We start from the raw sequence: 24,393 nt of genomic DNA on the forward strand, positions 1-24,393 counted from the left end.
CATGACACAGCAGTTTTATGTTTCGCCTGAACAGCTGATGAAGGACCGGGCCGACTTCGCCCGGAAAGGCATTGCGCGGGGCCGCTCCGTGGTGGTGCTGACCTGCCGCGACGGCATCGCCCTCGTTGCCGAGAACCCGTCACCGTCGCTGCATAAGCTCGGGGAAATCTATGACCGGATTGGATTTGCCGCCGTCGGCAAGTACAACGAGTTCGAGAGCCTGCGCCAGGCCGGTGTCCGGTACGCCGATGTCCGGGGCTACTCCTACTCCCGCGAGGACGTTTCGGCGCGCGGCCTTGCCAGCGTCTACGCCCAAAGCCTGGGCTCCGTGTTCACCACCGAAGGCAAGCCCTTTGAAGTGGAACTGGCCGTTGCCGAGGTGGGCGCCGAGCCCTATGCCGACCACCTGTACCGGCTGACGTTCGACGGCTCCATTGCCGACGAAAGCAATTTTGTGGTGATGGGCGGCCAGGCCGAGGTGGTTCGGGAAGCCCTGGCCCGCACCTGGAACCAGGACACCGGCTTTCCCGAGGCCGTGCGGACCGCGGTTGCCGCGCTGTCGGCCACCCGCAACCCCGCAGATCCCGGGTCCAACGGCACCGGATCATCATCTGCCGGCTACGGCGGCGGGGACGCGCCGCCGGCCGAACCCGAACGGCTGGGGGCCGGCCTGCTCGAAGTGGCGGTGCTCGACCGCTCTCCGCTGTCCTCCCGCGGCACCGTGCGGGCGTTCCGAAGAATCAACACTGTGGAGCTGGACCGCTTGCTGTCCGGCCCGGAGGGAGACTGATGGACCGCAGGATCTTTGGAATCGAAACGGAATTCGGAATCGCGTACTCGGGCCCTGACTCCCGGCCGCTGTCACCGGAGGAGGTGGCCCGCTACCTCTTCCGGAAGGTGGTGAGCTGGGGGAGGTCCTCCAACGTCTTCCTGACCAACGGGTCGCGGCTGTACCTGGACGTCGGTTCGCATCCGGAGTACGCCACCGCGGAGTGCGATGACCTGGCACAGCTGGTGGCCCACGACCGGGCCGGCGAACTGATTCTGGATGACCTCGTCGACGAGGCTGAGGACCGGTTGCGGGCCGAGGGTTTCAACGGCAGCGTCTACCTGTTCAAGAACAACACCGACTCGGCCGGAAATTCGTACGGCAGCCACGAGAACTACCTGATTCCCCGGCGGCTGGAGTTCTCCCGGCTGGCCGACATCCTCATCCCGTTCCTGGTGACGCGCCAGCTGCTGGTCGGTGCCGGGAAAGTGCTGAAGACCCAGTCCGGGTCCCTTTACGCTTTTTCCCAGCGGGCGGACCACATCTGGGAGGGAGTGTCCTCGGCCACCACCAGGTCGCGGCCCATCATCAATACCCGCGACGAGCCCCATGCCGACGCCGAGCACTACCGCCGGCTGCACGTCATTGCCGGGGACTCCAACATGTCCGAGACCACCACGCTGCTGAAGGTGGGCTCGGTGGACCTGATGCTCCGGCTCATCGAGTCCGGGGCGGTGATGCGCGACCTTCGGCTGGAGAACCCGATTCGGAGCATCCGTGAAATATCCCACGACATGACCGGCAGAATGCCGCTGAAGCTTGCCAACGGAGCCACCATGACGGCCCTGGAACTGCAGCGGGTGTACCTGGATCGGGTGCAGGAATTCGTGGCGGTGAACGGAGCCCACAACCGGCATGTGGGCCGGGTGCTGGACCTCTGGGAACGGACCCTTGACGCGATCGAAAGCGGGGACACCTCCGGGATCGACACGGAAATCGACTGGGCCATCAAGAAGAAGCTCGTGGACCGGTACGCGGAGCGGCATTCCCTGGAACTGACCTCTCCCCGCCTCGCACAGCTGGACCTGACGTACCACGACATTTCGCGCCGCCGCGGGTTGTTCTACCTGCTCCAGGCCCGGGGGGAAACCGCCCGGGTTGTCGAGGACAGCAACGTCAAGGAGGCAGTGGACGTTCCGCCCCAGAGCACCCGGGCAAAACTGCGCGGGGACTTTGTGCGCCGCGCCAAGGCTGCCAACCGTGACTTCACCGTGGACTGGGTGCATCTGAAGCTGAATGACCGCGCCCAGCAGACGGTGCTGTGCAAGGACCCGTTTGCCGCCGTCGATGAGCGGGTGGAAGCCCTGCTGGCGACACTTTAGGCGATAGCCCGGCCCCCGGCGTCCCGGGCCGGCGCTGCGGGCTGTTTTCCTGTTTATGGATGTCCTAAGGCAGCACTCAGGCAGAAACGCTAGGCTGGATGCGACCGTCCGTGCCGGTTCCCCGGATCAGCTCCGGGGAAGGCCGCGGGCCAATCTGTCCACCACTGAAAGAAGTACTGTGCGAAAAGTACTAGCCGTAAGCTTGTCCTCCCTGCTCCTGATTTCCGCCTGCTCCGGCGGGGACACGGGCGCTGCGGGCAAATCCGCAGGCCAGTCCGGAGTCTTTGACTCCGTGAAGGTCAAGGTCGAGGACCAGGAGACCGTCCCCGAGGTTGAGTTCGATACTCCGCTGGACATCACCGAAAGTGCCGCCAAGATTGTCTACACGGGCGACGGCGACACGGTTGCCGAGGGCCAGAGCATCACGTTCAAGTTCGTGGCGCTCAACGCCGAGGACGGAAGCGTTTTGGGCGACACGTATTCGCAGGCCGCATCCACGCTGCCCGTGAACGATCAGCTGAAGGAACAGGACCCGGTCCTGTACGAAGTCCTGCTCGGCGCCAAGGTGGGCTCCCACATTGCCTATGCCTTCCCCGATGCGCAGGCGGAGGCCACCGAGGGGGACCAGCCCACCCAGGTCATGGTGCTGAGCGTCCAGAGCGCCCAGGACACCGTTTCGATGCTGACGCCGGATGAAGCTGCCGCCCGCAATGCGGAGGGCAATCTGCTGATGAGCCCCGACGACGTGGCCAAGCTGGATTCCGAAGGCAAGCTGCCCAAGGTCGAGTTCGGCGAGGACGGCGTTCCCTCCATCACCGTCCCCGAGAATGCCGAGGAGCCCGACAAGCTGATCGTCAAGGTCCTTGAAGAGGGCGACGGCGCAGTCCTGGAGGAAACCGGGACCGTCAAGGCGAATTACCTCGGCGTCTCGCTGCGTGACGGCACCACTTTCGATTCCAGCTATGAGGGCGGCGAGGCGATTGAGTTCGGCCTCGACGGCGTCATCTCCGGGTGGACCTACGGACTGGCCGGCCAGAAGGCCGGATCCAAGGTTCTGCTGGTTCTTCCGACAGAGCTGGCCTACGGCGATCCCGCCGGCGGCAGCGCTCCGTCCGGTCCCCTCGTGTTTGTCGTGGAGATCGAAGAAGTCAAGTAGCGTTGGAACCGAAAGCAGCGTTGACGCGGCACCGCCGCAGCTAGGAGCACCATGTCATTTGGAAAGCGCGAGTACGACCGCCAGAAGCCCGAGATCGACTTCCCGGACCACGAAGCTCCCACCGAGCTTCTGATCGAGGACATCGTTGTCGGCGACGGCCCCGAGGCCAAGGCCGGGGACACTGTCTCCACCCACTACGTGGGCGTCGCCTTCTCGACCGGAGAAGAGTTTGACGCATCGTGGAACCGCGGCACCCCGCTGGACTTCCGCGTCGGCGTCGGCCAGGTCATCGAAGGCTGGGACCAGGGCCTGCTGGGCATGAAGGTCGGCGGCCGCCGCCGCTTGGAAATCCCCGCCCACATGGCCTACGGCGACCGCGGTGCAGGTTCCGCCGTTGCCCCGGGTGAATCACTGATCTTCGTGGTTGACCTGCTGGGCGTCCGCTAGCCGCCAGGGCCGGTACAAGCCAGCAGAAACAAAACAGAGGGCGGGTCCGCGGCTGACGCAGCTGCGGACCCGCCTTTTGCCTGCCCCAACGGGTTCCGTCCGGACTCCCCGCGCTCCGCCATCCGCCCGCGGCGCGGTAGATTGGCTTCCGTGTCCGCCAACAGAACCGAACGCCTCCTCACCCTGGTCATTGTGCTGCTTTCATCGACCCGGGGCTTCACCAAGCATGAACTGTTCGAAGAAATCGAGCTGTACGGCGAGGCACCGTCCACCGCGGCGCGGGAGAAGCTCTTCGACCGGGACAAGGCCTTCCTGCGGGAGCAAGGGATTCCCGTGGAGTCCTACAGTGAGGAAACCCTCTACGACCAGGACAACTCGGTGCGCCGCTACCGCATCAGGGCCGACGCGTACCGGCTTCCCGGCGTGCGGTTCACCCCCGGAGAGTCCGCAGTCCTGGCGCTGGCCGCGAACATGTGGGAACAGGCGTCGCTCGGTTCCGCGGCGGCGCGGGCCCTGCGCAAGCTCCAGGCCAGGGGAGTGGTGGCGGAGGCTGCCGCCGCCAGCCCGCTGCAGCCGCGGATCCGCACTAATGACCCGAACTTCGACACCGTGTGGAAGGCAACAACCACCCGCACCCCCATCTCTTTCGGCTACCGGCCGGCCACCCGTGCAGGCTCCGCCTCCGGACCATCAAAAACCGTCCGGAGGCGGAGCACCACGCGCCACGTGCAGCCCTGGGGAATGGGCAGCAGGTTCGGCCACTGGTACGTGGTGGGCTGGGACCTGGACCGGAAGGCCGAGCGGTTCTTCCGGCTGTCCCGGATCACGACTCCTGTAGCGCTGGAGCCCGGCAGCTACGACGTCCCTGCGGACTTCGCCATTGAGGACTCCCTGGCGTCCCTTGACCGCGTCTTCGCGCCGGCCACTGCCGTCGTCGAGGTGCGGGAAGGCGCCGCTGCGGAACTTCGGCTGCGCGCCGACGTGCCTCCGGCCCCGGCCGGCCGGCCCGGCTGGGAGGTGCTGCGGCTGACCGTCCCGGACCTGGACGCACTGGCCGCTGACACGGCCGGGCTGGGAGCCAGCGCCACCGCCGTCGACCCGCCCGAGTTCAGGCAGAGTGTCGTTGACCTGCTGCAGCAGGCCATGGCTGCCCAGCTCAAGCCCCTGCCGTCCTTTACCCTGACCCGCCGCGTTCCGGCCCCGGCATCCACCTCGACGGCAGCGCAGAGCCATCTCACCCGCCTGCTTGATTTGGTCCCTTACATCCTGGGCAACCAGGGAGCGGACCTGGAAAACACGGCCCGCCGCTTCGGGGTCAGCGCCACACAGCTGGCCAGTGACCTGAACCTGCTGTTCGTCAGCGGACCGCGCCACTATCCCAACGGTCTGATGGACGTGAATTTCGAGAACGGCCAGATCTTCATTGACAACGCCGAGGACCTGTCCGAACCCGTGCGGCTCGGAATGGACGAGGCCGCCGCGCTGATCGTGGGCCTGCAAACGCTGGCCGCGCTTCCCGGCGTGGGAGAATCGCCGGCCATCGCCAGCGCCCTGGACAAACTCAGTGAAGCTGCCGGGGAGTCAGGGCGTGCGGCCAGGGGCGTGGCCGCCAGGCTTGCCGAACCCGAGGGCACCGCCCTCATCCTGGACCAGCTGCAGCAGGCCATCGCGGGCCGCCGCCAGCTCGCGCTGCGGTACCTGGTGCCCAGCCGGGACGAGATGACCGACCGGATCGTGGATCCGCGCCGGCTCGTCTCCGTGAATGACTGCTGGTACCTCGAAGCCTGGTGCCACCGTTCCGAGGGTGTGCGGAACTTCCGGGTTGACCGCATTCACGGGGTCACGGATTCCGGTCCCGCTTCCTGGCAGGGCCCGGACCAGGACAGTTTTGCCTCCGGCCTCTTCCGGCCAAGCGCTGAGGATGAACTGGTGACCCTGGTGCTGGAGCCCTCGGCCAGCTGGGTGGAGAGCGCGTACGACGCCGGGCGCCGGGCCGACCTGCCCCGGGGCCGAAGCGCGGTGGAGCTGCGGGTGGGCAACACCCGCTGGATCCCCGGTTTTGTCGCCGCACAGGGCGGCAGCGCTGTGGTGGCCGCTCCGGATGAGCTGAGGCAGGAAACCGGAGACTGGCTCCGGATGGCGCTTGCGAATTACCCGGAGCAGAGTCCTGCTGCAGGACCTGGTCCAGCGCCGCAGCAGGGCTGAGCGGGCCCGTACGGGAAGCCCCGGGTTCGGCCGGGATGGCCCGCCCGCGGCGATGCAGGTACCTGCGGCTGCCAGCACTATGCTGGAGTCATGCCTTGGTGGTCCTGGATTCTGATATGGTCGGCTCTTGTCGTTGCTGCAGCCGCTTTTTACGCCCTCGTCGGGTGGCGGGTTTTCCGCAGGCTGATGGCGGTGCTGAGGGAGGCTGAGGCTGCCCTTTCGTCGCTGGCAGTGTCTGCACCCGCACCGGTGCCGTCAGCGGTCCAAACTCCGGAACGTGAGTTGGGAATCTTCGTGGACCCCATCCTGGCGAGGGCCCGCTACGAAGAAGGCAAAGAGGCACGCAGGGAGCAGCGACGGGAGCGGCGGATTGCCCGCAGGATCGCTTCCGGCCAGCCCCGCGCCCTGCGCGACTTTCCAGGACTCTGACGTAAACTGTCACAAAACGAAAGGACACCGGCATGAATATTCAAGGCTGGCAAATTCTTATCCTGGTCGCTCTGGCCATCCTGCTTTTCGGCGCAAACAAGCTCCCGGGTCTCGCCCGCAGCATGGGCCAGTCCCTGCGCATCTTCAAGTCCGAAGTTCGGCAGATGAAGGACGAGAATCCGTCCAACACGGCAGCCGGCGATCCCGTCGAGGGGCGGATCGTCAACAACCCGCCGGCCGCCGGCAATCCCGCGGCCGCAACGCCTCCGGCAGCCACGCCTCCGGCAGCTCCGCACACGCCGGACGCCACCGGTACTGATCACCGCCCCGCGGGTAACCCTCCCGCCAGCCTCTAATTGCTGTGGCGCTAACCAAAGGGCGCAAATCCAACCCCGAAGGGCGGATGGCCCTTAAGGAACACCTGCGGGAAGCCCGCAACCGCATGTTCAAGGCTGCCCTGGCAGTGGCCTTGGGCACGGTGGGAGGTTTCTTCCTGTACATGCCCGTCTTCAACGCCCTGACCAAGCCGGTCATGGACGTGGGAAACGAGGACGGCCGGCTGGCGACCATCAACTTCGAGGGTGTCGTCACGCCCTTCGACCAGATGGTCCAAGTGTCCGTGTTTATCGGGCTGCTGCTCTCATGCCCGGTGTGGCTTTACCAGCTGTGGGCGTTCATCACGCCCGGGCTGAAGACCAAGGAACGGCGCATAGCCCTCGGGTTCATGGCCGCATCGGTCCCGCTGTTCCTCGGTGGAGTGGTGCTGGCATGGCTGCTCCTGCCCAGCGCCATCGAAGTCCTGACGGGATTCACCCCCGAGGGCAGCGCCAACGTGATTACGGCCACGGTGTACCTGGCCTTCGTACTCCGCCTGATGCTGGCCTTCGGTATCGCCTTCCTGATCCCCGTGGTGCTGGTGGGCCTGAACATGACCGGTATTCTGCCGGGCAAGGTCATCATCAAGTACTGGCGGATCACGCTCTTCCTGATTTGTGTCTTCGCTGCCATGGCGGCGCCGGGCGGCGACGCCCTCACCATGTTCTACATGGCCGCTCCGCTGCTGGTGCTCTTTGGCGTCGCGGTGGGAATCTGCTTGCTGAACGACAAGCGCCGGGCGCGCCGGAATGCCGCCCGTGAAGCAACAGTGGAAGAGACCGCTGACACCGCAACACCCCTCGAGAATCTGTAGGCTGCGGGCCCGGGCTCCGTTCGCCGGTTCAGCCCACCGCTGAGCAGCGCGGTGCGGCGCGCGGAGGGGGCCTGTCAGAGTCTAGGCTGGGAACATGACTTCCCCGTCGGAGCGGTACCTGGCCGCGAAACAATTAGCCGAACACTCCAAGACCCAACTGGCGGTTTTTGAGCAGCAGCTGGGCTTTGACCTTGATCCCTTCCAAACTGAAGCGTGCCGGTCCGTCGAGGCCGGCCGCGGTGTCCTGGTTGCGGCCCCCACCGGAGCGGGCAAGACCGTGGTGGGGGAGTTCGCCGTTTACATGGCGCTCGAACGCGGCCTGAAGGCGTTCTACACCACTCCGATCAAGGCGCTGAGCAACCAGAAGTACCTGGAACTGTCGGCATCCTACGGCGCGGACCGGGTTGGCCTGCTCACCGGTGACACCAGCATCAATCCGGACGCCGACGTCGTCGTTATGACCACTGAAGTGCTGCGGAACATGCTGTACTCAAACTCGTCCACGCTGGATGAACTGGGCTACGTGGTGATGGATGAAGTGCACTATCTTGCCGACCGCTTCCGGGGCGCCGTCTGGGAGGAGGTCATCATCCACCTGAGCTCCGACGTCCAGCTGGTCTCCCTGAGCGCCACGGTCTCCAATGCGGAGGAATTCGGCGCCTGGCTGGACACCGTCCGCGGAGACACCGACGTTGTGGTGTCCGAGCACCGTCCCGTGCCGCTGTGGCAGCACGTCATGGTGGGGCGGGACATCATGGACCTCTTCGAGTCCGATGTTTCCTTCGACGAGGCAGCCGAACCCGAGCAGCCGGCCGGCATTCAGGAAAGGTACCGCGTTAATCCGGAGCTGCTGGAACTGGCCCGGGCAGAGTCCCGGATCAACCAGCGCGGACACTGGGGAGGATCCCGCGGGTCCTCCCGCGGTGGGCGCCGGGATGCCCCGCGCCGCGGGCATGCCGGACCGCCGATGAGCCGGATTCCCAAGGCTTCCCGCCCCGCCGTCATTGCCCAGCTGGACAAGCGCGGACTGCTTCCGGCCATCACCTTCATCTTTTCCCGCAACGGCTGCGAGGGCGCCGTGCGGCAGTGCGTCGACTCCGGCCTGTGGCTGACCACCGAGCCGGAGCGGCTGGCGATTGCGCGCATGGTGGATGAAGCCAGCCAGGACATTCCCGAGGACGATCTGGAAGTCCTGGGTTTCTGGACCTGGCGGGAGGGCCTGATCCGCGGATTCGCCGCCCACCATGCCGGCATGCTGCCTACCTTCAAGGAAGTGGTGGAACGGCTGTTCACCGCCGGGCTGGTCCGTGCCGTCTTCGCCACGGAAACCCTGGCCCTGGGAATCAACATGCCCGCCCGCACCGTGGTCCTGGAGAAACTGGACAAATTCAACGGTGAAGCGCACGTGGACATCACCGCGGGGGAGTACACCCAGCTCACCGGCCGGGCGGGCCGCCGTGGCATCGACGTCGAAGGCCATGCCGTGGTCCTGTGGCAGCCCGGCACCGACCCCGCCGCCGTCGCCGGCCTGGCCTCGCGCCGAACCTATCCGCTGAACTCAAGTTTCCGGCCGACGTACAACATGAGCATCAACCTCATGGCCCAATTCGGCCGTGAGCGGTCCCGCGAAATCCTCGAATCCTCCTTTGCGCAGTTCCAGGCAGACCGGTCGGTGGTGGGCCTGGCCAAGCAGGTCAGGTCCCGGGAGGAATCCCTCGCCGGCTACGAAAAAGCCATGACCTGCCACCTGGGAGATTTCACCGAATACGCTGCCCTGCGCCGGGAGCTGTCCGATGCCGAAGCCCAGGCATCCAAGTCACGGGCACGGGACCGGCGTTCCGCCGTCGCCGCTTCACTGGACGCGCTGGCACCGGGTGACATCATCCTGGTCAGCGGCGGCCGAAACTCCGGGTACGCCGTGGTGCTGCCCGGTGATGCACAGCCGAGCAGGGAAGCAAGGACCACGGTCCTGACCGAGGATAAGCAGATCCGGCGGATTACCGCTTCGGAACTGGACGGCGCGGTGGAGGCCGTTTCGCACATCCGGATTCCCAAGTCCTTCAATTCCCGGGCCGCGAAGGACCGCCGGGATCTTGCGTCCTCGATGCGTAATGCCCTGCATGACCACCGGCCGCCCCGGCCTGCCGCCCAGCGCGGCGTCCTGCACGCCGGGGGTGCTGACCGGCGGGAGCGTGCCATCATCGAGCTGCGCCGGAAGCTGCGCGCCCATCCATGCCACGGATGCAGCGACCGGGAAGACCACGCCCGCTGGGCCGAACGCTGGTGGAAGCTGCGGCGGGAGACGGATAATCTGGCGGCTCAGATCCGGGGCCGTACCAACACGATCGCCAAAACCTTTGACCGCGTCTGTGACGTCCTGGAGCACTACGGCTACGTTGCCCCGGAGGCCACCGGCCGATCCGCCGTGACCGCCGCCGGACAAAAGCTGCGCCGGATCTACGGTGAAAAGGACCTGCTGATCGCACTCTCGCTCCAGCACGGGGCGTTTACCGACGTCGATCCGGCCGAGCTGGCTGCCCTGGCCACCACGCTGGTCTACCAGGCCAAGCGCGAGGAGCGGGGCGTGCGTCCCCGGCTGCCCAGTGTTTCCCTCGAAGTGGCCATGGACATCATCGTCCAGCAGTGGTCCCGCCTGACCGACATTGAGGAAGCCCAGCGCCTTCCCCAGACCGGGGAGCCGGAAATGGGACTGGTATGGCCCATGTACAAGTGGGCCAAGGGCAAGCACCTCCAGCTTGCGCTCAACGGCACCGAGCTGGCCGCAGGCGACTTTGTCCGGTGGGCCAAACAGGTGATCGATCTGCTGGACCAGCTCGCGAAGGTCAACGACTTGCCCGACGGCCTGCGCCGGCGCTGCATAGATGCCATCGCTCTGGTCCGCCGGGGCGTCGTCGCATACTCCGCGGTCAGCGAGTAACCCGTCACTCCTGCCCGCGTCGGGCCGGCTGCTTCATCCCCAGCCTCATGCCCGAACAACACTGCTTCATAACCAACAGCACTACAGAAAAACAGGTGAGTCCTTGAACACGCAGTCTCCCGCCACCCCGGCGCTGACCCTTTACCGCAATGGGTCCGTTTACAGCGCCGCCGATCCGTTTGCGACGGCGATGCTGGTGGAGGGGGACACCGTGGCTTGGGTCGGCTCCGAGCATGCCGCGGCGTCCCTGCAGGATGCGCGGATGACGGTCGTGGACCTCCAAGGTGCGCTTATCACTCCCGGATTCGTGGACGCGCACGCCCACGTGACGGAGACCGGAGCGGCGCTGTCCTCCCTCGACCTCACCGGCGCCGCTTCACTGGCGGAACTCCTTGAACTGGTGGCCAAGGCTGCCGCCGGCACTGATGGACTGATCACAGGGTATGGGTGGGACGAGTCGTTGTGGCCCCAACGCCGGGTGCCGACAGCCGCTGAGCTAGACGCCGCCTCCGGTCACCGGCCCGTGTATTTGGCCCGGACCGACGTGCACTGCGCCGTGGTGTCCGGAACCCTGGCCGCCAACCTGAAACTGGCGGAGCATGATGGCTGGGACAACGGCTTTGTGGTGCGGGCAGCCCACACCCTGGCCCGCACCGCTTCCCGGTCCCTGGACCTGGCCCAGCGCTCCCGCTATCAGCAGGCCGCCCTGAAGCACGCCGCCGGGCAGGGCATGATCGCGGTGACCGAGATGGCGGCGCCGCACATTTCCCCGGTCGAGGACCTGCGCCAGCTGATGGGCTTGGAAGGGACCCTGGGGGAGTCACCGCTGCCCCAGATCCTTCCCTATTGGGGCCAGCTGGTCCAGACCGAGGCGGAATTGGCTGAAGTCACTGCGCCCTTTGACGGCCGGCTGATTGGCCTGGCCGGTGACCTGAACATGGACGGGTCCCTGGGTGCCCGGACCGCTGCGCTTCGTGCGCCCTACACGGATGCCGGGGAAACGAGCGGGACGCTGTACCTCACGGCCGAGCAGGCCGGGCGCCATCTGGCGCTGGCCACCCGGGCCGGCCTGCAGGGCGGCTTCCACGTGATCGGCGACGCCGGGCTGGACACTGTCCTGGCCGGCCTGCGGGCCGCGGCTGCCGAGGTGGGCGAGGAACGCATCCGCGCGTCGCATCACCGCATGGAACACGTGGAACTGGCCGACGACGACGCCATTGCCGAACTGGTGCGCTTCGGCGCCGTCGCCAGCATGCAGCCCGGCTTTGACGCCGCCTGGGGTGGCAGTGGCGGCCTGTACGAGCAGCGGCTGGGGGAGCGGAGCGCGTCCATGAACCGGTTCGCGTCGCTGCTCTCGGCCGGTGTAATGGTTGCCGTGGGGTCGGACTCGCCGGTGATGTCGATGAGCCCCTGGGCAGCAATCCGCGCTGCCGTGTCGCATTCGAATCCCGCCGAACGGATTTCCGCCCGTGCGGCGTTTATTGGCCACACCCGTGCGGGCTGGCGGGCGGCTGGCGCGGGCAACTTCATGCTCGGACAGCTCGCTCCGGGAGCCCCTGCCTCCTACGCCGTCTGGGAAGTGGAAGAGCTGATGGTGCAGACCCCCGAGGCCAAGGGCGCCGCATGGAGCACCGATCCGCGGGCCGGAACACCCCTGCTTCCCGCGCTGGACACGGACCACGAGCCCCGGTGCCTTTTGACGGTCCATGACGGTGCCGAACTTTACCGAGCGGTAGGTTTCTGAGCGCGGGGGGCCCAAAAAGCCCCCGCGGCTTGCCCGCCTGACCTGCTAAGACGAGTTCTGTGCCTAGTCAGAGACTTGTTGACACATCGGGGACAGCACGTAGGCTAGGGGAATCGCAGGCCGGACTTCGGGCAACCGAATCCGCTGCGCCGGAATAATCAGCACACCGCACAGCTGTGTGAGCGCGTGCCCGGTGGCGTGTGCCAGGTATCAGCCAGGTATCGACCGGGGCGCAGTGCGCACCAGGGCAGGCTTGACCGTCAGTAGAAAACAGATCCGGCATCAGCCGGTTCTGGCCCGAAGGCGGAAGGGCCTGCCCTTGTGTGTTCCGGCCCCTGAGTGCTCCTGTGCCGGAGCCCGAGGAGTGGCGGGTAATGGGCCGTGTGCGGGGAGAGGTGTGACCGGCACGGCATCAGACCTGGCCACCCGTGCGCAATCGCTCCCATATACTGGAAAGTCTTGCCGGGGTGCCAACCCCACAGGCTGCGTTTATGCGCAGCCTATCCCCAATGAAAGGCGAATGCGTGCGCGTCCTGACCATCATCCCGACCTACAACGAGATCGAGTCTCTCCCCAAGACGCTTCAGCGGCTGCGGGCGGCAGTGCCCGACTCGGATGTACTGATCGCGGACGATAACAGCCCGGACGGCACAGGGGCGTACGCGGATGAGATCGCCGCCGTGGACCCCCAGGTCCATGTGCTGCACCGTAAAGGCAAGGAAGGCCTGGGTGCCGCCTACATTGCCGGTTTCCGCTGGGGCCTGGAGCGGGACTATGACGTCCTGGTCGAGATGGACGCTGACGGTTCCCATAAGCCTGAACAGCTGCCCCTGCTGCTGGAAGCGGCGGAAGCAGGCGCGGACCTCGTTATTGGCTCACGGTGGGTCTCCGGCGGCTCCGTGGTTAACTGGCCGCTGCACCGGAAGATCCTGTCCCGGGGCGGCAGCATGTACTCGCGCCTCATGCTGGGAATTGGCGTCCGCGACATTACCGCCGGATACCGCGCCTTCCAGCGCAGCACCCTCGAGAAGCTGGACCTCAATTCCGTGGAGTCGGTTGGCTACGGCTTCCAGGTGGACATGACCTTCCGGGTGGCCCGCCTGGGGCTCACCATCAAGGAAGTGCCCATTACCTTCGTTGAACGTGAATTCGGTGCGTCCAAAATGAGCGGCAACATTGTTTTCGAAGCAATGGCCAACGTCACCAAGTGGGGCCTGGGCGCCCGCTGGAAGAAGCTCACCCGGCGCGGCTAAAGCGTCCTCCTGCTCCAGCAAACGCAGCAGGAAAAAGAAGGGAGGGTGGCTGCCAACCGGCAGCCACCCTCCCTTCTTTTTAGTACAACCTCCTGGTTGCGCGCAGGTCCCCGATCCTCCGGGTCCTGTGGAACCAGGCGGACGCTACTTGGACGCTGAAGCGCGCTCTCCGCGGCGCTCACGCAGAATCGTGAGGCGGTCCTGGAGGATCTGCTCGAGCTCTTCAATGCTGCGCCGTTCCAGCAGCATGTCCCAGTGCGTACGCACCGGCTTGTCATTGCTGGTGTCCGGCTTCTCGCCATCCACCAGGAGGGCTTCCTTGCCGGTCTTGGAAACCCAGACCGGAGGAACGTCGGCCTCGGCGGCGAACGTCACGAAGACCCGTTCGCCGTCCTCGCAGCGGTATTCCACCCGCTGGCGGGGAGCCGGCTCAACACCGGATTCGGTCTCCATGCTCTGCGCGCCGAGGCGCATACCCCGCAGGCTGCGATCGCTCATCTTTTCTCCCTCTTCAGTCCGAAGGATCCCGGGGGACCCATCTGTAGTGCTGTTGGTGCCGTTCCGCTCCGGCACGCTAACGTTTGTGCCGCCGAACGGCCGGACGCAGAAACAGCGTCCAGACCGTATCCGTCCCGCCGACGGCCCGCTAATGTCAACGCCGGTTCCGCGCCAAATGTTCCGGCACAGGGTCCGCGGCCTGTTTCAGCGGGCTGGCCGGGGGACAGACCCCGGCAAACAACCAATTATACCGGCCGCGGAGGGCCCGCGGTGACCAGAGGTCCCTACAGCTGGGAGTCGGGTGAGTCAGCCAGGGTCGGAGCCGCCGGTGCGGCTGCGGGTGCGGGCGGTGTTGCCCTTCCCGGTGCCGATCCGTTGCCCGACGGTGAACTCGGCGAGGACCCGTTGGATGCAGGCATATCGGGAACGAAGTTCCCCAGGGCGCTTCCGACTCCCTTGAGTGCCTCGCCCAGCTCGCTGGGGATGATCCACAGCTTGTTGGACGTGCCCTCGGCCAGTTTGGGCAGGGTCTGCAGGTATTGGTACGCCAGCAGGTTCTGATCCGGACGTCCCTTGTGAATGGCCTCGAACACCTTGTGAATGGCCTGGGATTCACCGTCGGCCCGAAGAATGTCTGCCTTGGCATCACCTTCGGCCGCGAGAATGGCCGCCTGGCGGCGTCCCTCGGCGTTCAGGATCTGGGCCTGCTTGGTGCCTTCGGCCGTCAGGATGGTGGCCCGGCGTTCACGCTCGGCACGCATCTGCTTTTCCATGGAATCCTGGATCGACAGGGGCGGCTCAATGGCCTTGAGCTCAACACGGGAGACGCGGATGCCCCAGCGGCCGGTGGCTTCGTCGAGGACGCCGCGCAGCTGGCCGTTGATGCGGTCTCGGGACGTCAGTGCTTCCTCGAGGTTCAGCCCGCCCACCACGTTACGCAGTGTTGTGGTGGTGAGCTGCTCCACGGCATGAATGTAGTTGGCAATCTCGTAGGTGGCGGCCCGGGGGTCGGTGACCTGGAAGTAAACGACCGTATCGATCGAAACCACCAGGCTGTCTTCGGTAATGACCTGCTGCGGAGGGAAGGAGACCACCTGCTCGCGGAGGTCCAGCAGCGGCAGCAACCGGTCCACAAAAGGAATCAGGATGGTCAAACCCGGGTTCAGCGTCCGCTGGTACTTACCCAGCCGTTCGACGACGCCCGCGCGTGCCTGTGGAATGATCTTGACCGATTTCACCAGGATGACCAGGACAAAAATAATCAGGACAGCCAGAATGATGATGAGGCCGGTGGTTCCGGGACTCATATTCCCCCTTCAGGTTTTGGCGGGCCCGTCCGGGCTTCGCCGTGGTTTGGTGCCGGCGGCGTCTGCCTCCGGGTGGCATGCGCCGTCACCGGCGCTGGTGCCTGTCAGCGCTGTTCGGTGCCCCGCTCATCAGTGAGCCCCTCCGACGGATGGGAGTCCGCGGAGTGGGCGCCGGAGGGAGCCGCGACGACGACGGCGGTGGCTCCGTCGATCCGTGTCACCAGGACCGGTGCCCCGGCCGTGAGGCTGGATCCGTCCGGCGTCCGCGCCGTCCAGATATCCCCGCCGATCTTCACGGTTCCCGCGGTGCCGGAAACGGCTTCCAAAGTGAATGCGGGCGCGCCGATCAGCCGTTCAACATTGGAGCGCTGGTCCCGTGGGCCGCGCTCCAGATGCTTCAGGGCCAGCGGGCGGACGAGCACGATCATCAGCAGCGCGACGATGCAGAAGACCACCACCTGCAAAAACAGTGGGGCTCCAAAAATCGCTGCCAGCATGGCGCCAAGGGCACCCACGGACAGCATGGCGAAGAAAAGATCCAGAGTCAGCGTTTCGATGGCGGCAAGTCCCAGGAAGAGAACGAGCCATACGGCCCATCCGTAGTCCAGCAGCCATTGGTATACGTCCTGCATGTGGTTCCCTTCGGCTCCGCCGCCTAGGACGGCGGTCGGTTGTGCGGGCGGTGTTGCCTATTCTGCCGCAAGTGTGCCGGGTTTGTCCCAGTGACACCGTTGCTGGGTATAACGTTTGGGCGCCGCTTTGCGTGTCCTTACGTGATACTGCCGCCCACCGGAGGGTTTGGAGCGTCAGACGGCGCGGAAGAGCTGCAGCGAGAAAGCGGCAGTAACCGGGACGGTGCCCGTTAGCGGCGCAAGGTTCCTGTCCAGAGCGTCCCGGTCCAGATGCCGGGCCGAGGGACCCATCAGCGCCACGTTGCGGATATCCGCCGCGGACAGCTGCATCGGATATTCGCAGTGCTGGGTTTGCCCGGGCCGGAAGTGGTCCGCGAGGGCTTCGGCAACCCGGGATTCCTTCTCGTCGCCGATGTCCAGCATTCCGGCCAGCGCACGAATCTCGCGCAGGTGCCCCGGCTGCGGCGTGACCACCGCGAGGATCCCGTTGTCCCTGAGCACGCGGCGGAACTCCGCGGCGTTCCGGGGGGCAAAAACGTTCAGCACCACGTCCACCGATGCATCCGCCAGCGGCAGCGGCCGCCATACATCCCACACCAGGCAGGTGGCAGCGGGCAGCGCGCGGGCGGCCCGCCGGAGCGCAAACTTGGAAATGTCCAAGGCCAGGACATCCGCGGCAGGCAGTGCCGCGGAGACGGCCTGCAGGTAGTACCCGGTGCCGGCTCCGGCGTCGAGCACGGCGTGTGCGGCGGGAACGGATTCCGCAACCAGCCGTGCCAGCTCTTCAGCCATGGGACGGTAATGGCCCGCGCCGAGGAAGTCGACGCGCGCCTGCACCATTTCCGCCGTATCGGCCTGAAATTTGGTGCCGGCGCCGGTCAGCAGGTTGAAGTAACCCTGACGGGCGGCGTCGAACCGGTGGCCCCTGCCGCAGGCGAGAAAAGGCGTGTCGGCTGCGGATTCGGCCAGAGGATCCCGGCATACCGGGCACAGCAGAAAAGGCAGGGGAGCGGGGGGCATTCCTCCATCTTAGGTGTGCCGCTGCCGGGGCCGGGAATCCCCGCAGTAGTAGGCTCGGGCGGGTGAAACCAAGTGATCTGAATCTCCTGCAATCAGTCTCCGCTCCTACTATCCATCCGGACGGCACGCGCGCGGTGCTGTCCGTGACCCGCCCCGACTTTTCAGCTGACGCCTACGTGGGCCAGCTGTGGTCCGTGCCGCTGGAAGGCGGCGGTGCTCCGCGGCGCCTGACCCGCGGTTTTGCCGATACCCAGCCGCGCTTTTCCTCCGACGGTGCACTTCTGGGCTTCCTGCGGGCCCAGCAGGGCGGCAAGCCGCAGCTGCATGTGGTTTCCGCCGCGGGCGGAGAACCGGTCCAGCTCACGGACTCCGCCCTGGGTGTCAGTTGGTTTGGCTTTTCCCCCGATTCAACCCGCGTGGTGTTCTCATCCCGCGTTCCCCAGCACGGACGCTACGGGACCGTTGACGGCGTCGGGCCCGGCGCTGAGGATCCGCGGCTGATCAGTACCTACAAGTACCGGGCAAACGGCGCCGGCTACACCGGGGACAAGCGGTCCCAGGTCTTCGTGCTGGATGTGCCGGCTCTGGATGCCGAACCGTGGATCGCTCCGGTGGGGCGGGCAAAGGAGGATGCGGATAAGACTGCCGCCGACGGCGGTGACGGACGTTTTCCGCAGGCGCGCCAGCTCACCAGTGCCGACGCTGACGCCTCGGCGCCGGTGTTCTCCGCCGACGGCCAGCAGATCCTGTTCACGTCGGCACTGCACCAGGGTGCCGATGAAGACCTCGTCTCCGATGTGTACGCCCTTGACCTGGCCGGCGGGGAACCCCGGCGCCTGACGAACACGTCAGGTACTGCACTCCTGGGCGCTTCGCATCCGACGCCCAGCACCGACGGCAGGTGGCTGTACTTCCTGGGTCAGGACCTGTCCGGGTCCGGCACCGACTTCGTGGCCCGCAACACCTCCCTGTATGTCCTTCCGGCTGATCTGGACGGGCCGGCCCGCCGGCTGACCGACCCGGAAGACACCGACCTCGCTGAAGGCGGCGTCGTTCCCGCAGGCGGCTCGGCGGTCCTGGTCTTCAACCGAACCCGCGGTTCCGTTCACCTGCTGCGCATTGACGCCGACGGCGGCCGGGAAACGTTGGTTGGCACGGGACAGGTGGTCCACGGCGCGGCGGCAGTGGACGGCGCCGTCGTCGTGAGCTACTCGGACGGTGCAACCATGGGCGATGCAGCCCTGGTGGAAGCCGGCGGGCTGCTGCAGCTGACGGACTTCTCGGCGCCTCTGCGCTCGGAGACCCGGGTGGCTGAGGGGGGCGAGGAAACGTTCGCTTCCCGGGACGGGTATCCCGTCCACGGCTGGGTGTTCCTGCCCGAGGGCCCGGGCCCGCACCCGGTGCTGCTGAATATTCACGGCGGCCCCTTTGCGCAGTTCGACTGCGCCTACTTTGACGAAGCGCAGGCCTACGCTGCGGCCGGCTACGCCGTGGTGCAGTGCAACCCGCGGGGATCCGCCGGATACGGGCAGGAGCACGGCCGGGTCATCAAGGAAGCCATGGGCACCAAGGACCTTGACGATGTCCTGGCCTTCCTGGAGGGCGCCCTGAAGTCCCATCCGGAGCTCGACGCCGGACGGCTTGGCGTGATGGGCGGCTCCTACGGGGGCTACCTCACCGCCTGGACGACGGCAAATGACCACCGCTTCACCGCAGCCATCGTTGAGCGCGGTTTCCTGGACCCGCTGTCCTTTGTCGGGTCGGCGGACATCGGCTGGTTCTTCAGCCAGGGGTACACCGGCGAGGACCCGGAAAAGGTGCTCGCGCAGAGTCCCATGGCCCGTGTGGGTGATGTCCGGACCCCCACGCTGGTCATCCATTCCGAGGAGGACCTGCGCTGCCCCGTGGAGCAGGCCCAGCGTTACTACACGGCCTTGAAGCACAACGGGGTTTCCACGCAGCTGTTGCTGTTCCCGGGCGAGAACCACGAGCTGTCCCGCGCCGGAACCCCGTGGCACCGGCGGCAGCGCTTTGAGCACATCCTGCGCTGGTGGGCGCAATGGCTGCCGACAGCGGTCAATCAGGCCGCGGAGGCCTAGAACCCGAGTGTCCGCCGGGCCTCGTCGATCGACGGCGAGGCCCAGCGGTGCAGGTACTCGGCGTTACTGCACAGGGACCGGGTCAGGACTTTGTCCACATACACCGTCCCGTGCACGTGGTCGGTTTCGTGCTGCGCGATCCGCGCCTGCCAACCCTCAAAGTCCTGTTCCACCAGGGTGCCGGCGGGGTCGGTGTAGGCCAGCGACACGGCGCGGTACCGCGGGACAACCCCCTGGTAGCCGTTGAAGGAGAGGCACCCTTCATAAAACTCGACGGTCTCCGGGCCGAGGGGCGTGTACGCGGGATTGATCACGGTAACAAACGGCAGGGGGTGGCGCTGCCGGACGTCGCTGATCTCCGGATCGGCGTCGAACCGGTCCTCCATGACGGCAATCTGCAGCGGCACGCCAAGCTGCGGTGCCGCCAGTCCAACCCCGGGCGCCGCGTGCATCACCCGGCGCATGAGCTCGATGAAGGCGCTCAGCTCACCGGACGTCAGCTGCCCGTCGTAGGGGAGGGACGGCCCGCGGAGGGCGGGGTGCCCCAGCTGGACGATCGGAGGCATTTCCGCCTCAAGCAGCGGCAGGACCAGGTCACGGATATGGTGGGAATCTGTGGGCACCGCCCTATCCTAGTGGCCCTCGCCTGTTTCCACGTAGACAGCCCGGCGGTACGCTCGGTCCACCATGACAGAGCAACAGCCTTACGAGGTGCTGGGAGCTTTTCCAGGTTTCGAACTGCGGCTGTACCCCGCGCACCTGGTGGCGCAGGTGACCGTCCACTCGGTGCTGGGGGCGGCCGGAAGCACTGCCTTCCGCTATCTCTTCGGCTACATCAGCGGGCAGAACACCTCCGGTCAGCACACCCCGGGGCAAGACACCCCGGCACAAGACACCCCGGCACAAGACACCCCGGCACCGGATCCGGCCGGTGAACTGTTTGGCACGCAAGGAGCCGGCTCCGCCCGTCCCGCACAGCGCATTCCCATGACGGCACCTGTACTGCTGCAGGCGGAATCACTGGCCGACACCTACACGGTTGCGTTCGTCCTGCCGGAATCCATGTCCATTAACACTGCGCCCACCCCTGATGATCCGGCAGTGTCCCTGGTGGTGATGCCTGAGGCACGGGGAGCGGCACTGGGTTTCGCCGGACGCTGGACGGATCGGAACTGTATGGATCATGCCCGGGCGCTGGGGGAGGCGGTGGCTTCCGCCGGCCTGACCCCGCAGGGACACCCGCGGTTCGCACTGTTCGATCCGCCCTACAAGCCGTGGTTCCTGCGCCGCAATGAAGTGATCCAGCCGGTGCTGTGACCCGAACGGCACAGTGCGGGCGGGCAAAAAAATACCGGCCTGGATGCCACGGATCAGCCGTGACACCCAAACCGGGAGGCGAAGAGGTTTTAGCCTTCGCAGTCCACGCAGTATTTGTCGCCGTTCTTTTCCTTGGCGATCTGCGAGCGGTGCCGCACGAGGAAGCAGGACATGCAGGTGAACTCGTCAGCCTGGGCCGGGACAACCTTGATCAGCAGTTCTTCACCGGACAGGTCAGCACCGGGAAGCTCGAAGCCGTCGATGGCATCCGTTTCGTCAGCGACGTCCCGAACAGCCGTCATTGCGCCGCCGCGCTGCTGGGCTTTCAGTCCTTCAAGGGAGTCGCTGGGGCGGTCTTCTTCCTTGACGCGCGGAGCATCATAATCAGTAGCCATGTGAAGTGCTTATCTCCTGAATTTTGGGGGGTTGAGCGTAGATCATATAGGCAACAGGCCCAATTTCACCAACTGGAAGCGTGATGGCATATCTTAGGGCCTGTTTGGCTCCCATGGAAGTGATCGGCGTCCTATTTTTTCGGCCCGCTTGTGCTGGGCGTGATCCCGCGAAGTCTGCGGGGGAGGCTGCGGAAGTCCTGGGCAAAAGTTATGTCAGGTCAGTTCCTGCGGCACCGCAGCTCCGGCTGTGCGTTATGACAAGTGCCTCCAAGAGGCTTTCCCGATCCACCTTCCGGGGCAGGTGTTATGTCAACAAAGCGGTGGATCCGGAAATTCCCGAAACACCCCGACCGGCACCCCGGGGGACATTATGTCAACCGATGAGAGGTGTACACCGGAAGGGGCCGGCGTCCTGCCCAGTGCGACCCGTATCGGCACAATTCGGAGCTCGGAGATCAGTGGAGCGAGCCCGGAAAGAACCGCGGCTGATGGCTGCTTCCTGCGGCCGGAGCGGGACAAAAAGCAGGGGATTGACGTGTTACGACCGTGTGGCATTGTGCGGAAACCCCTTCTGGCGGCTCGATCATTAACACCGATAATCTACATTATGTCAACTAGCTTTGAGGAGGGGCTCCCCTGACGTGACTGACTGCTCCGTCAGCCGCAAACACAAGCCGCTTGTACACAGCGGCATCAGGTGGAGCGTTCCTGGAGCGACGGCCCAGCGGTGTCCATTGGTGCCGGCTCGGACGGCGGCCCCGACGCTGGCTCAGGAGCCGGCGATGACGGTCGAGAAGCTGACGGCGAAGAAACCGCCGGAAGGTTCCGCAGCAGTCCCAGTGCGGCTGCGTCAGCCGTGCCGGGCATCGCCCGGTACACCACAAGCTCCTGACCGGCGGCGGCACGCACGTCGAAGGTCTGAATGTGCAGTTCCAGGGCTCCGGCGTGCGGATGAAGGAACCGCTTGGAGGGCAGCCGCCTCCCCCGCACCAGGTGATCAGCCCACATGGCGGCAAAATCCTCGCTGCCATCCTCCAGTGCGGCCAGCACTTCCCTGATGTGAGCGTCATCCGGCTGGGCAGCGTACAGGAGCCGGAAGCCGGCAACGGTGTTCGAGGCAATCTCACGCCAGTCGCGGTAGAGGGTGCGCGAAGCCGGGTCGAGAAAGATGGATTCGATGAGGTTTCGCCGCGGAGGGAAGCCCAGGAACAAGGCCTCTGCCAGCGGGTTGGCGGCAACAACATCAAAAGCATGGCCCAGAACGAGCGCGGGATGCTCCGGCCACTCATGAATCATGGATACGAGGGCGGAGTCCACCTCGTCACTGGTCACTGCCGCCCGGGTGGGTGTCAGCCCCGCCAGCCGGTACAGGTGACTGAGTCCGTGCTCGTCGAGCAGCAGAACCCGTCCAATGGAGTCAACCACTTGGGGTGAGGGCGAACTCTCGCGCCCCTGCTCCAACCGGGTGTAGTAGTCCGCGCTCACTCCCGCGAGCCGGGCAACTTCCTCGCGCCGCAGGCCGGCAACCCGCCGCCGCGCCGTCGTCGGCAATCCGGCAGCAGAAGGAGCAACGCGGCTTCGGCTGGACTTCAGGAAGTCCCCTAATGGCGAGGTCATGTCCTGAATCCTAGCGAGGTGCACACAGGGCGGTGCGAGGGGGTGCGTCAGTCATAGGAACACTGCGCCGCTTTTTTACTGCCCGGCCATGATCGATCGTGGATCCATGAACCAGGAATTCGAAACCAGGCACTCAACCATTATTGTTGGCGCCGGCAGCGGGGTTGGCCTCGCCGTCGCCCGCCGGTTCGCACAAACCGGCGGCAGTATCGGCCTCATAGCCCGTAATCCCGATCATCTCGCTACATTGGAAACAACGCTTCGGGCAGAAGGAGTTAATGTGGCCTCCGCTGCGGCGGACGCCACCAATCCCGATCACTTGAGCTCGGCGATTCGCGGCCTGACCCGCCGGCTCGGCCCCGTCGGTGTGCTCTGCTACAGTCCCCTGCCTGACATCCACCTCATCAAACCGGTACTCCAGACCGGGGCGCATGACTTCATGGCATCCTTGGCGCTCAGTGTTGGGGGCGCTGCAACTGCCGTGGCCGAAGTCGTTCCCGCAATGATCGACCGGGGGTACGGAAGTCTGCTGTTCACCACCGGCAGCGGCGCCGTCCGTCCAACCGCCGGCCGGGCGGCCAGTGCCATTGCAACAACGGCGGAGACGGCGTACGTCAACCTTCTCCACGAAGAACTCACGCCGGCCGGAGTGCGCGTTGCGCAGCTCGTCGTCGTCGGCCAGATTGCCGACGGCGGTGTTCACGAACCGGCACAGGTGGCGGATGCGCTGTGGGCGGTCCACGAAGCGGCCGGTGATCCCGTCACCGTCCTGGCCTGACCGTCCTGGCCGACAGGCCTGCCCCACCGCTGCGGCTGTGGTGGGGCAGGGCTGCAGGTACTCAGGTGCGGCGCAGGTGTTCCCGCAGTCCGGGAATTGCGAATTCCAGCAGCCCCCGTCCGGCCGGCTGAACCAGACCGGCGTCGATCAGGCGGGCGCGGTAGTTGCCGATGGTGTTCTTTTGATTTCCGAGCCGCTGGCCAATATCGGCGGTTGCGGAGGGGCCGTCGTCCTCGGCCATGGCCCGGAGGAAGTCAAGATCTTTGGGCGATGCGGTGGAAAGTGCGGCACCGATGACCACCCGGGTGTTCCTCCGGTGGGCAGCGGCCAGGGCGAGATTCACGGACTCGGCTGTCAGCGGAGCATCGGTCGCCTCCGCCAGCTGCCACAGGTGATAGCCAATCAGCTGGATCAGGAACGGATATCCGCCCGTGGAAACGGCGGCGGTCCTTACCAGGCCGGGTTCGAGGGCATGGTCCAACCCGGCGAAGGTCTCCCGGTAGGAGGCCTCCACTTCGTCGACGGCCGCTGCATGCAGGTCGATCCGGTCAGCCCTGCGGAGGAAGGTGGCCACTCCCTCATTGAGCAGGTCGGAGACGGCTGCCGGAAGGCCGGCGAAGACCAGGGCGATCGGCAGTCCGTCGCGGATAAAGTGCTGCACTGAAGCTGCCAGCTGGGCCAGTTCATCCCGGTCGGCTCCGTGGATCTCGTCCAGGGTGATGGCCAGGCCGGTCCCCTGAGCATCGAGCAGCTGCAGCAGTTGCTCGCCCACCTGCCGCCATCCGGTCTGCTGTTCCGGAGGGAGCTCAGTGGTCAGGGAAAATCCCGCAGCGCTGATTCCGGTGATCCTGCGCCCGGGAGGTCCGCCGCCCAGCTCTTCGGTGTACCCGCGCATGGACTCTCCAATGCGGCCCAGGAAACCGCGTGTCGCGGTTTCCGAGACAACGGCCCAGCCCTGGCTGCGGGCAGCATCCTCCGCTTCGCCCAGCATCACTGTCTTGCCGATTCCCCGGGCGCCGGTGAAGATAGTCAGGAGCCCCGGCGCCCCGGAGCGGATGCGCAGCCCGTAGGCGAACTCGTCCAGAAGCCCCGCGCGGCCAATGAGCTGCGGTGGTTCAGCTCCCGCCGTTGGGCGGAACGGATTCCTTGCCGGATCAGGTGCCATCGCGTCCTCCTGTGAACTCTTGTGTACACAGTGTACTTGGGTGAACGGCGTCT

At 65.9% G+C, this 24,393-nt stretch carries 22 protein-coding genes; 14 read left to right on the plus strand and 8 right to left on the minus strand.

Annotation, left to right across the window (positions count from 1 at the left end; genetic code table 11):
- Nucleotide 1 precedes the first annotated feature (1 nt).
- From prcA to AAE021_RS06200, 11 genes are all read left to right on the plus strand, one after another.
- The gene (prcA, locus tag AAE021_RS06150) at nt 2-790 is read left to right on the plus strand and encodes a proteasome subunit alpha (RefSeq protein WP_342024733.1); all 789 of its coding nucleotides are present in this window, start codon (nt 2-4) and stop codon (nt 788-790) included.
- Nucleotides 790-2,151: a Pup--protein ligase gene (pafA, locus tag AAE021_RS06155; protein WP_342024734.1), complete on the plus strand. Its 1,362-nt coding sequence runs from the start codon at nt 790-792 to the stop codon at nt 2,149-2,151. Before prcA ends, pafA begins: the two co-directional genes overlap by 1 nt.
- 178 nt (nt 2,152-2,329) lie before the next feature.
- Entirely contained in the window at nt 2,330-3,307 is a 978-nt protein-coding gene (locus AAE021_RS06160) for an FKBP-type peptidyl-prolyl cis-trans isomerase (RefSeq protein WP_342024735.1), read from the plus strand.
- A gap of 51 nt (nt 3,308-3,358) precedes the next feature.
- On the plus strand, nt 3,359-3,754 hold the full coding sequence (locus tag AAE021_RS06165) for an FKBP-type peptidyl-prolyl cis-trans isomerase (RefSeq protein WP_342024736.1): 396 nt from the start codon (nt 3,359-3,361) through the stop codon (nt 3,752-3,754).
- A gap of 150 nt (nt 3,755-3,904) precedes the next feature.
- Nucleotides 3,905-5,959 (plus strand): helix-turn-helix transcriptional regulator, encoded by a 2,055-nt coding sequence (locus tag AAE021_RS06170; protein ID WP_342024737.1) that lies wholly within the window; start codon nt 3,905-3,907, stop codon nt 5,957-5,959.
- Nucleotides 5,960-6,049: 90 nt separating this feature from the next.
- On the plus strand, nt 6,050-6,388 hold the full coding sequence (locus tag AAE021_RS06175; protein ID WP_342024738.1) for a hypothetical protein: 339 nt from the start codon (nt 6,050-6,052) through the stop codon (nt 6,386-6,388).
- A 32-nt stretch (nt 6,389-6,420) separates the two neighbouring features.
- Entirely contained in the window at nt 6,421-6,744 is a 324-nt protein-coding gene (tatA, locus tag AAE021_RS06180; RefSeq protein WP_342024739.1) for a Sec-independent protein translocase subunit TatA, read from the plus strand.
- Between the two features lie 5 nt (nt 6,745-6,749).
- Nucleotides 6,750-7,577 (plus strand): twin-arginine translocase subunit TatC, encoded by an 828-nt coding sequence (gene tatC, locus AAE021_RS06185; protein WP_342024740.1) that lies wholly within the window; start codon nt 6,750-6,752, stop codon nt 7,575-7,577.
- A gap of 94 nt (nt 7,578-7,671) precedes the next feature.
- Nucleotides 7,672-10,515 carry a DEAD/DEAH box helicase gene (locus tag AAE021_RS06190; RefSeq protein WP_342024741.1) on the plus strand — a complete coding sequence of 948 codons (2,844 nt, stop codon included), beginning with the start codon at nt 7,672-7,674 and terminating at the stop codon, nt 10,513-10,515.
- 103 nt (nt 10,516-10,618) lie between these two features.
- Nucleotides 10,619-12,259, plus strand: a complete 1,641-nt coding sequence (locus AAE021_RS06195) for an amidohydrolase (protein WP_342024742.1) — start codon at nt 10,619-10,621, stop codon at nt 12,257-12,259.
- Between the two features lie 524 nt (nt 12,260-12,783).
- Entirely contained in the window at nt 12,784-13,512 is a 729-nt protein-coding gene (locus AAE021_RS06200) for a polyprenol monophosphomannose synthase (RefSeq protein WP_342025334.1), read from the plus strand.
- Between the two features lie 144 nt (nt 13,513-13,656).
- Here the strand turns inward: AAE021_RS06200 and AAE021_RS06205 are convergent, their stop codons facing one another.
- The 4 genes from AAE021_RS06205 to AAE021_RS06220 all read right to left on the minus strand — a co-directional run bounded on the left by AAE021_RS06205 (nt 13,657) and on the right by AAE021_RS06220 (nt 16,969).
- Complete coding sequence (locus tag AAE021_RS06205) at nt 13,657-14,010, minus strand: RNA polymerase-binding protein RbpA (RefSeq protein ID WP_152218209.1); 354 nt, start codon at nt 14,008-14,010, stop codon at nt 13,657-13,659.
- A gap of 284 nt (nt 14,011-14,294) precedes the next feature.
- On the minus strand, nt 14,295-15,317 hold the full coding sequence (locus AAE021_RS06210) for an SPFH domain-containing protein (protein WP_342024743.1): 1,023 nt from the start codon (nt 15,315-15,317) through the stop codon (nt 14,295-14,297).
- 104 nt (nt 15,318-15,421) lie between these two features.
- The gene (locus tag AAE021_RS06215; RefSeq protein ID WP_342024744.1) at nt 15,422-15,949 is read right to left on the minus strand and encodes an NfeD family protein; all 528 of its coding nucleotides are present in this window, start codon (nt 15,947-15,949) and stop codon (nt 15,422-15,424) included.
- 174 nt (nt 15,950-16,123) lie between these two features.
- Nucleotides 16,124-16,969 (minus strand): methyltransferase domain-containing protein, encoded by an 846-nt coding sequence (locus AAE021_RS06220; RefSeq protein ID WP_342024745.1) that lies wholly within the window; start codon nt 16,967-16,969, stop codon nt 16,124-16,126.
- 62 nt (nt 16,970-17,031) lie between these two features.
- On the opposite strand from AAE021_RS06220, the gene AAE021_RS06225 reads away from it, so the two are divergent.
- Nucleotides 17,032-19,068, plus strand: a complete 2,037-nt coding sequence (locus AAE021_RS06225; RefSeq protein WP_342024746.1) for a S9 family peptidase — start codon at nt 17,032-17,034, stop codon at nt 19,066-19,068.
- On the opposite strand, the gene AAE021_RS06230 is transcribed toward AAE021_RS06225, so the two are convergent.
- Nucleotides 19,065-19,634, minus strand: a complete 570-nt coding sequence (locus AAE021_RS06230; RefSeq protein WP_342025335.1) for a peptide deformylase — start codon at nt 19,632-19,634, stop codon at nt 19,065-19,067. The two genes, AAE021_RS06225 and AAE021_RS06230, sit on opposite strands and share 4 nt — an antisense overlap.
- A gap of 121 nt (nt 19,635-19,755) precedes the next feature.
- Here AAE021_RS06230 and AAE021_RS06235 point away from each other — a divergent pair, with 121 nt between their 5' ends.
- Complete coding sequence (locus tag AAE021_RS06235) at nt 19,756-20,385, plus strand: heme-binding protein (RefSeq protein WP_342024747.1); 630 nt, start codon at nt 19,756-19,758, stop codon at nt 20,383-20,385.
- Nucleotides 20,386-20,474: 89 nt separating this feature from the next.
- Here AAE021_RS06235 and AAE021_RS06240 read toward each other — a convergent pair whose 3' ends face one another.
- Both AAE021_RS06240 and AAE021_RS06245 read right to left on the minus strand, forming a co-directional pair.
- The gene (locus tag AAE021_RS06240) at nt 20,475-20,780 is read right to left on the minus strand and encodes a DUF4193 domain-containing protein (protein ID WP_104054271.1); all 306 of its coding nucleotides are present in this window, start codon (nt 20,778-20,780) and stop codon (nt 20,475-20,477) included.
- A 693-nt stretch (nt 20,781-21,473) separates the two neighbouring features.
- Nucleotides 21,474-22,397: a helix-turn-helix transcriptional regulator gene (locus AAE021_RS06245; RefSeq protein WP_342024748.1), complete on the minus strand. Its 924-nt coding sequence runs from the start codon at nt 22,395-22,397 to the stop codon at nt 21,474-21,476.
- An 88-nt stretch (nt 22,398-22,485) separates the two neighbouring features.
- Here AAE021_RS06245 and AAE021_RS06250 point away from each other — a divergent pair, with 88 nt between their 5' ends.
- Nucleotides 22,486-23,175: an SDR family NAD(P)-dependent oxidoreductase gene (locus tag AAE021_RS06250; protein WP_342024749.1), complete on the plus strand. Its 690-nt coding sequence runs from the start codon at nt 22,486-22,488 to the stop codon at nt 23,173-23,175.
- Between the two features lie 61 nt (nt 23,176-23,236).
- On the opposite strand, the gene AAE021_RS06255 is transcribed toward AAE021_RS06250, so the two are convergent.
- Nucleotides 23,237-24,340: an ATP-binding protein gene (locus AAE021_RS06255; protein ID WP_342024750.1), complete on the minus strand. Its 1,104-nt coding sequence runs from the start codon at nt 24,338-24,340 to the stop codon at nt 23,237-23,239.
- Nucleotides 24,341-24,393 lie beyond the last annotated feature (53 nt).

Source organism: Arthrobacter citreus, assembly GCF_038405225.1.
Taxonomy (GTDB): Bacteria; Actinomycetota; Actinomycetes; order Actinomycetales; family Micrococcaceae; genus Arthrobacter_B; species Arthrobacter_B citreus_A.

Excerpts from the sequence above, each read along its gene's own strand:
- tatA (WP_342024739.1), top strand. The coding sequence starts at position 6,421 with ATGAATATTCAAGGCTGGCAAATTCTTATCCTGGTCGCTCTGGCCATC.
- AAE021_RS06205 (WP_152218209.1), bottom strand. The coding sequence starts at position 14,010 with ATGAGCGATCGCAGCCTGCGGGGTATGCGCCTCGGCGCGCAGAGCATG.
- AAE021_RS06215 (WP_342024744.1), bottom strand. The coding sequence starts at position 15,949 with ATGCAGGACGTATACCAATGGCTGCTGGACTACGGATGGGCCGTATGG.
- pafA (WP_342024734.1), top strand. The coding sequence starts at position 790 with ATGGACCGCAGGATCTTTGGAATCGAAACGGAATTCGGAATCGCGTAC.
- AAE021_RS06235 (WP_342024747.1), top strand. The coding sequence starts at position 19,756 with ATGACAGAGCAACAGCCTTACGAGGTGCTGGGAGCTTTTCCAGGTTTC.
- prcA (WP_342024733.1), top strand. The coding sequence starts at position 2 with ATGACACAGCAGTTTTATGTTTCGCCTGAACAGCTGATGAAGGACCGG.
- AAE021_RS06250 (WP_342024749.1), top strand. The coding sequence starts at position 22,486 with ATGATCGATCGTGGATCCATGAACCAGGAATTCGAAACCAGGCACTCA.
- AAE021_RS06240 (WP_104054271.1), bottom strand. The coding sequence starts at position 20,780 with ATGGCTACTGATTATGATGCTCCGCGCGTCAAGGAAGAAGACCGCCCC.
- AAE021_RS06230 (WP_342025335.1), bottom strand. The coding sequence starts at position 19,634 with ATGCCTCCGATCGTCCAGCTGGGGCACCCCGCCCTCCGCGGGCCGTCC.
- AAE021_RS06255 (WP_342024750.1), bottom strand. The coding sequence starts at position 24,340 with ATGGCACCTGATCCGGCAAGGAATCCGTTCCGCCCAACGGCGGGAGCT.
- AAE021_RS06220 (WP_342024745.1), bottom strand. The coding sequence starts at position 16,969 with ATGCCCCCCGCTCCCCTGCCTTTTCTGCTGTGCCCGGTATGCCGGGAT.
- AAE021_RS06175 (WP_342024738.1), top strand. The coding sequence starts at position 6,050 with ATGCCTTGGTGGTCCTGGATTCTGATATGGTCGGCTCTTGTCGTTGCT.
- AAE021_RS06190 (WP_342024741.1), top strand. The coding sequence starts at position 7,672 with ATGACTTCCCCGTCGGAGCGGTACCTGGCCGCGAAACAATTAGCCGAA.
- AAE021_RS06210 (WP_342024743.1), bottom strand. The coding sequence starts at position 15,317 with ATGAGTCCCGGAACCACCGGCCTCATCATCATTCTGGCTGTCCTGATT.
- AAE021_RS06165 (WP_342024736.1), top strand. The coding sequence starts at position 3,359 with ATGTCATTTGGAAAGCGCGAGTACGACCGCCAGAAGCCCGAGATCGAC.
- AAE021_RS06245 (WP_342024748.1), bottom strand. The coding sequence starts at position 22,397 with ATGACCTCGCCATTAGGGGACTTCCTGAAGTCCAGCCGAAGCCGCGTT.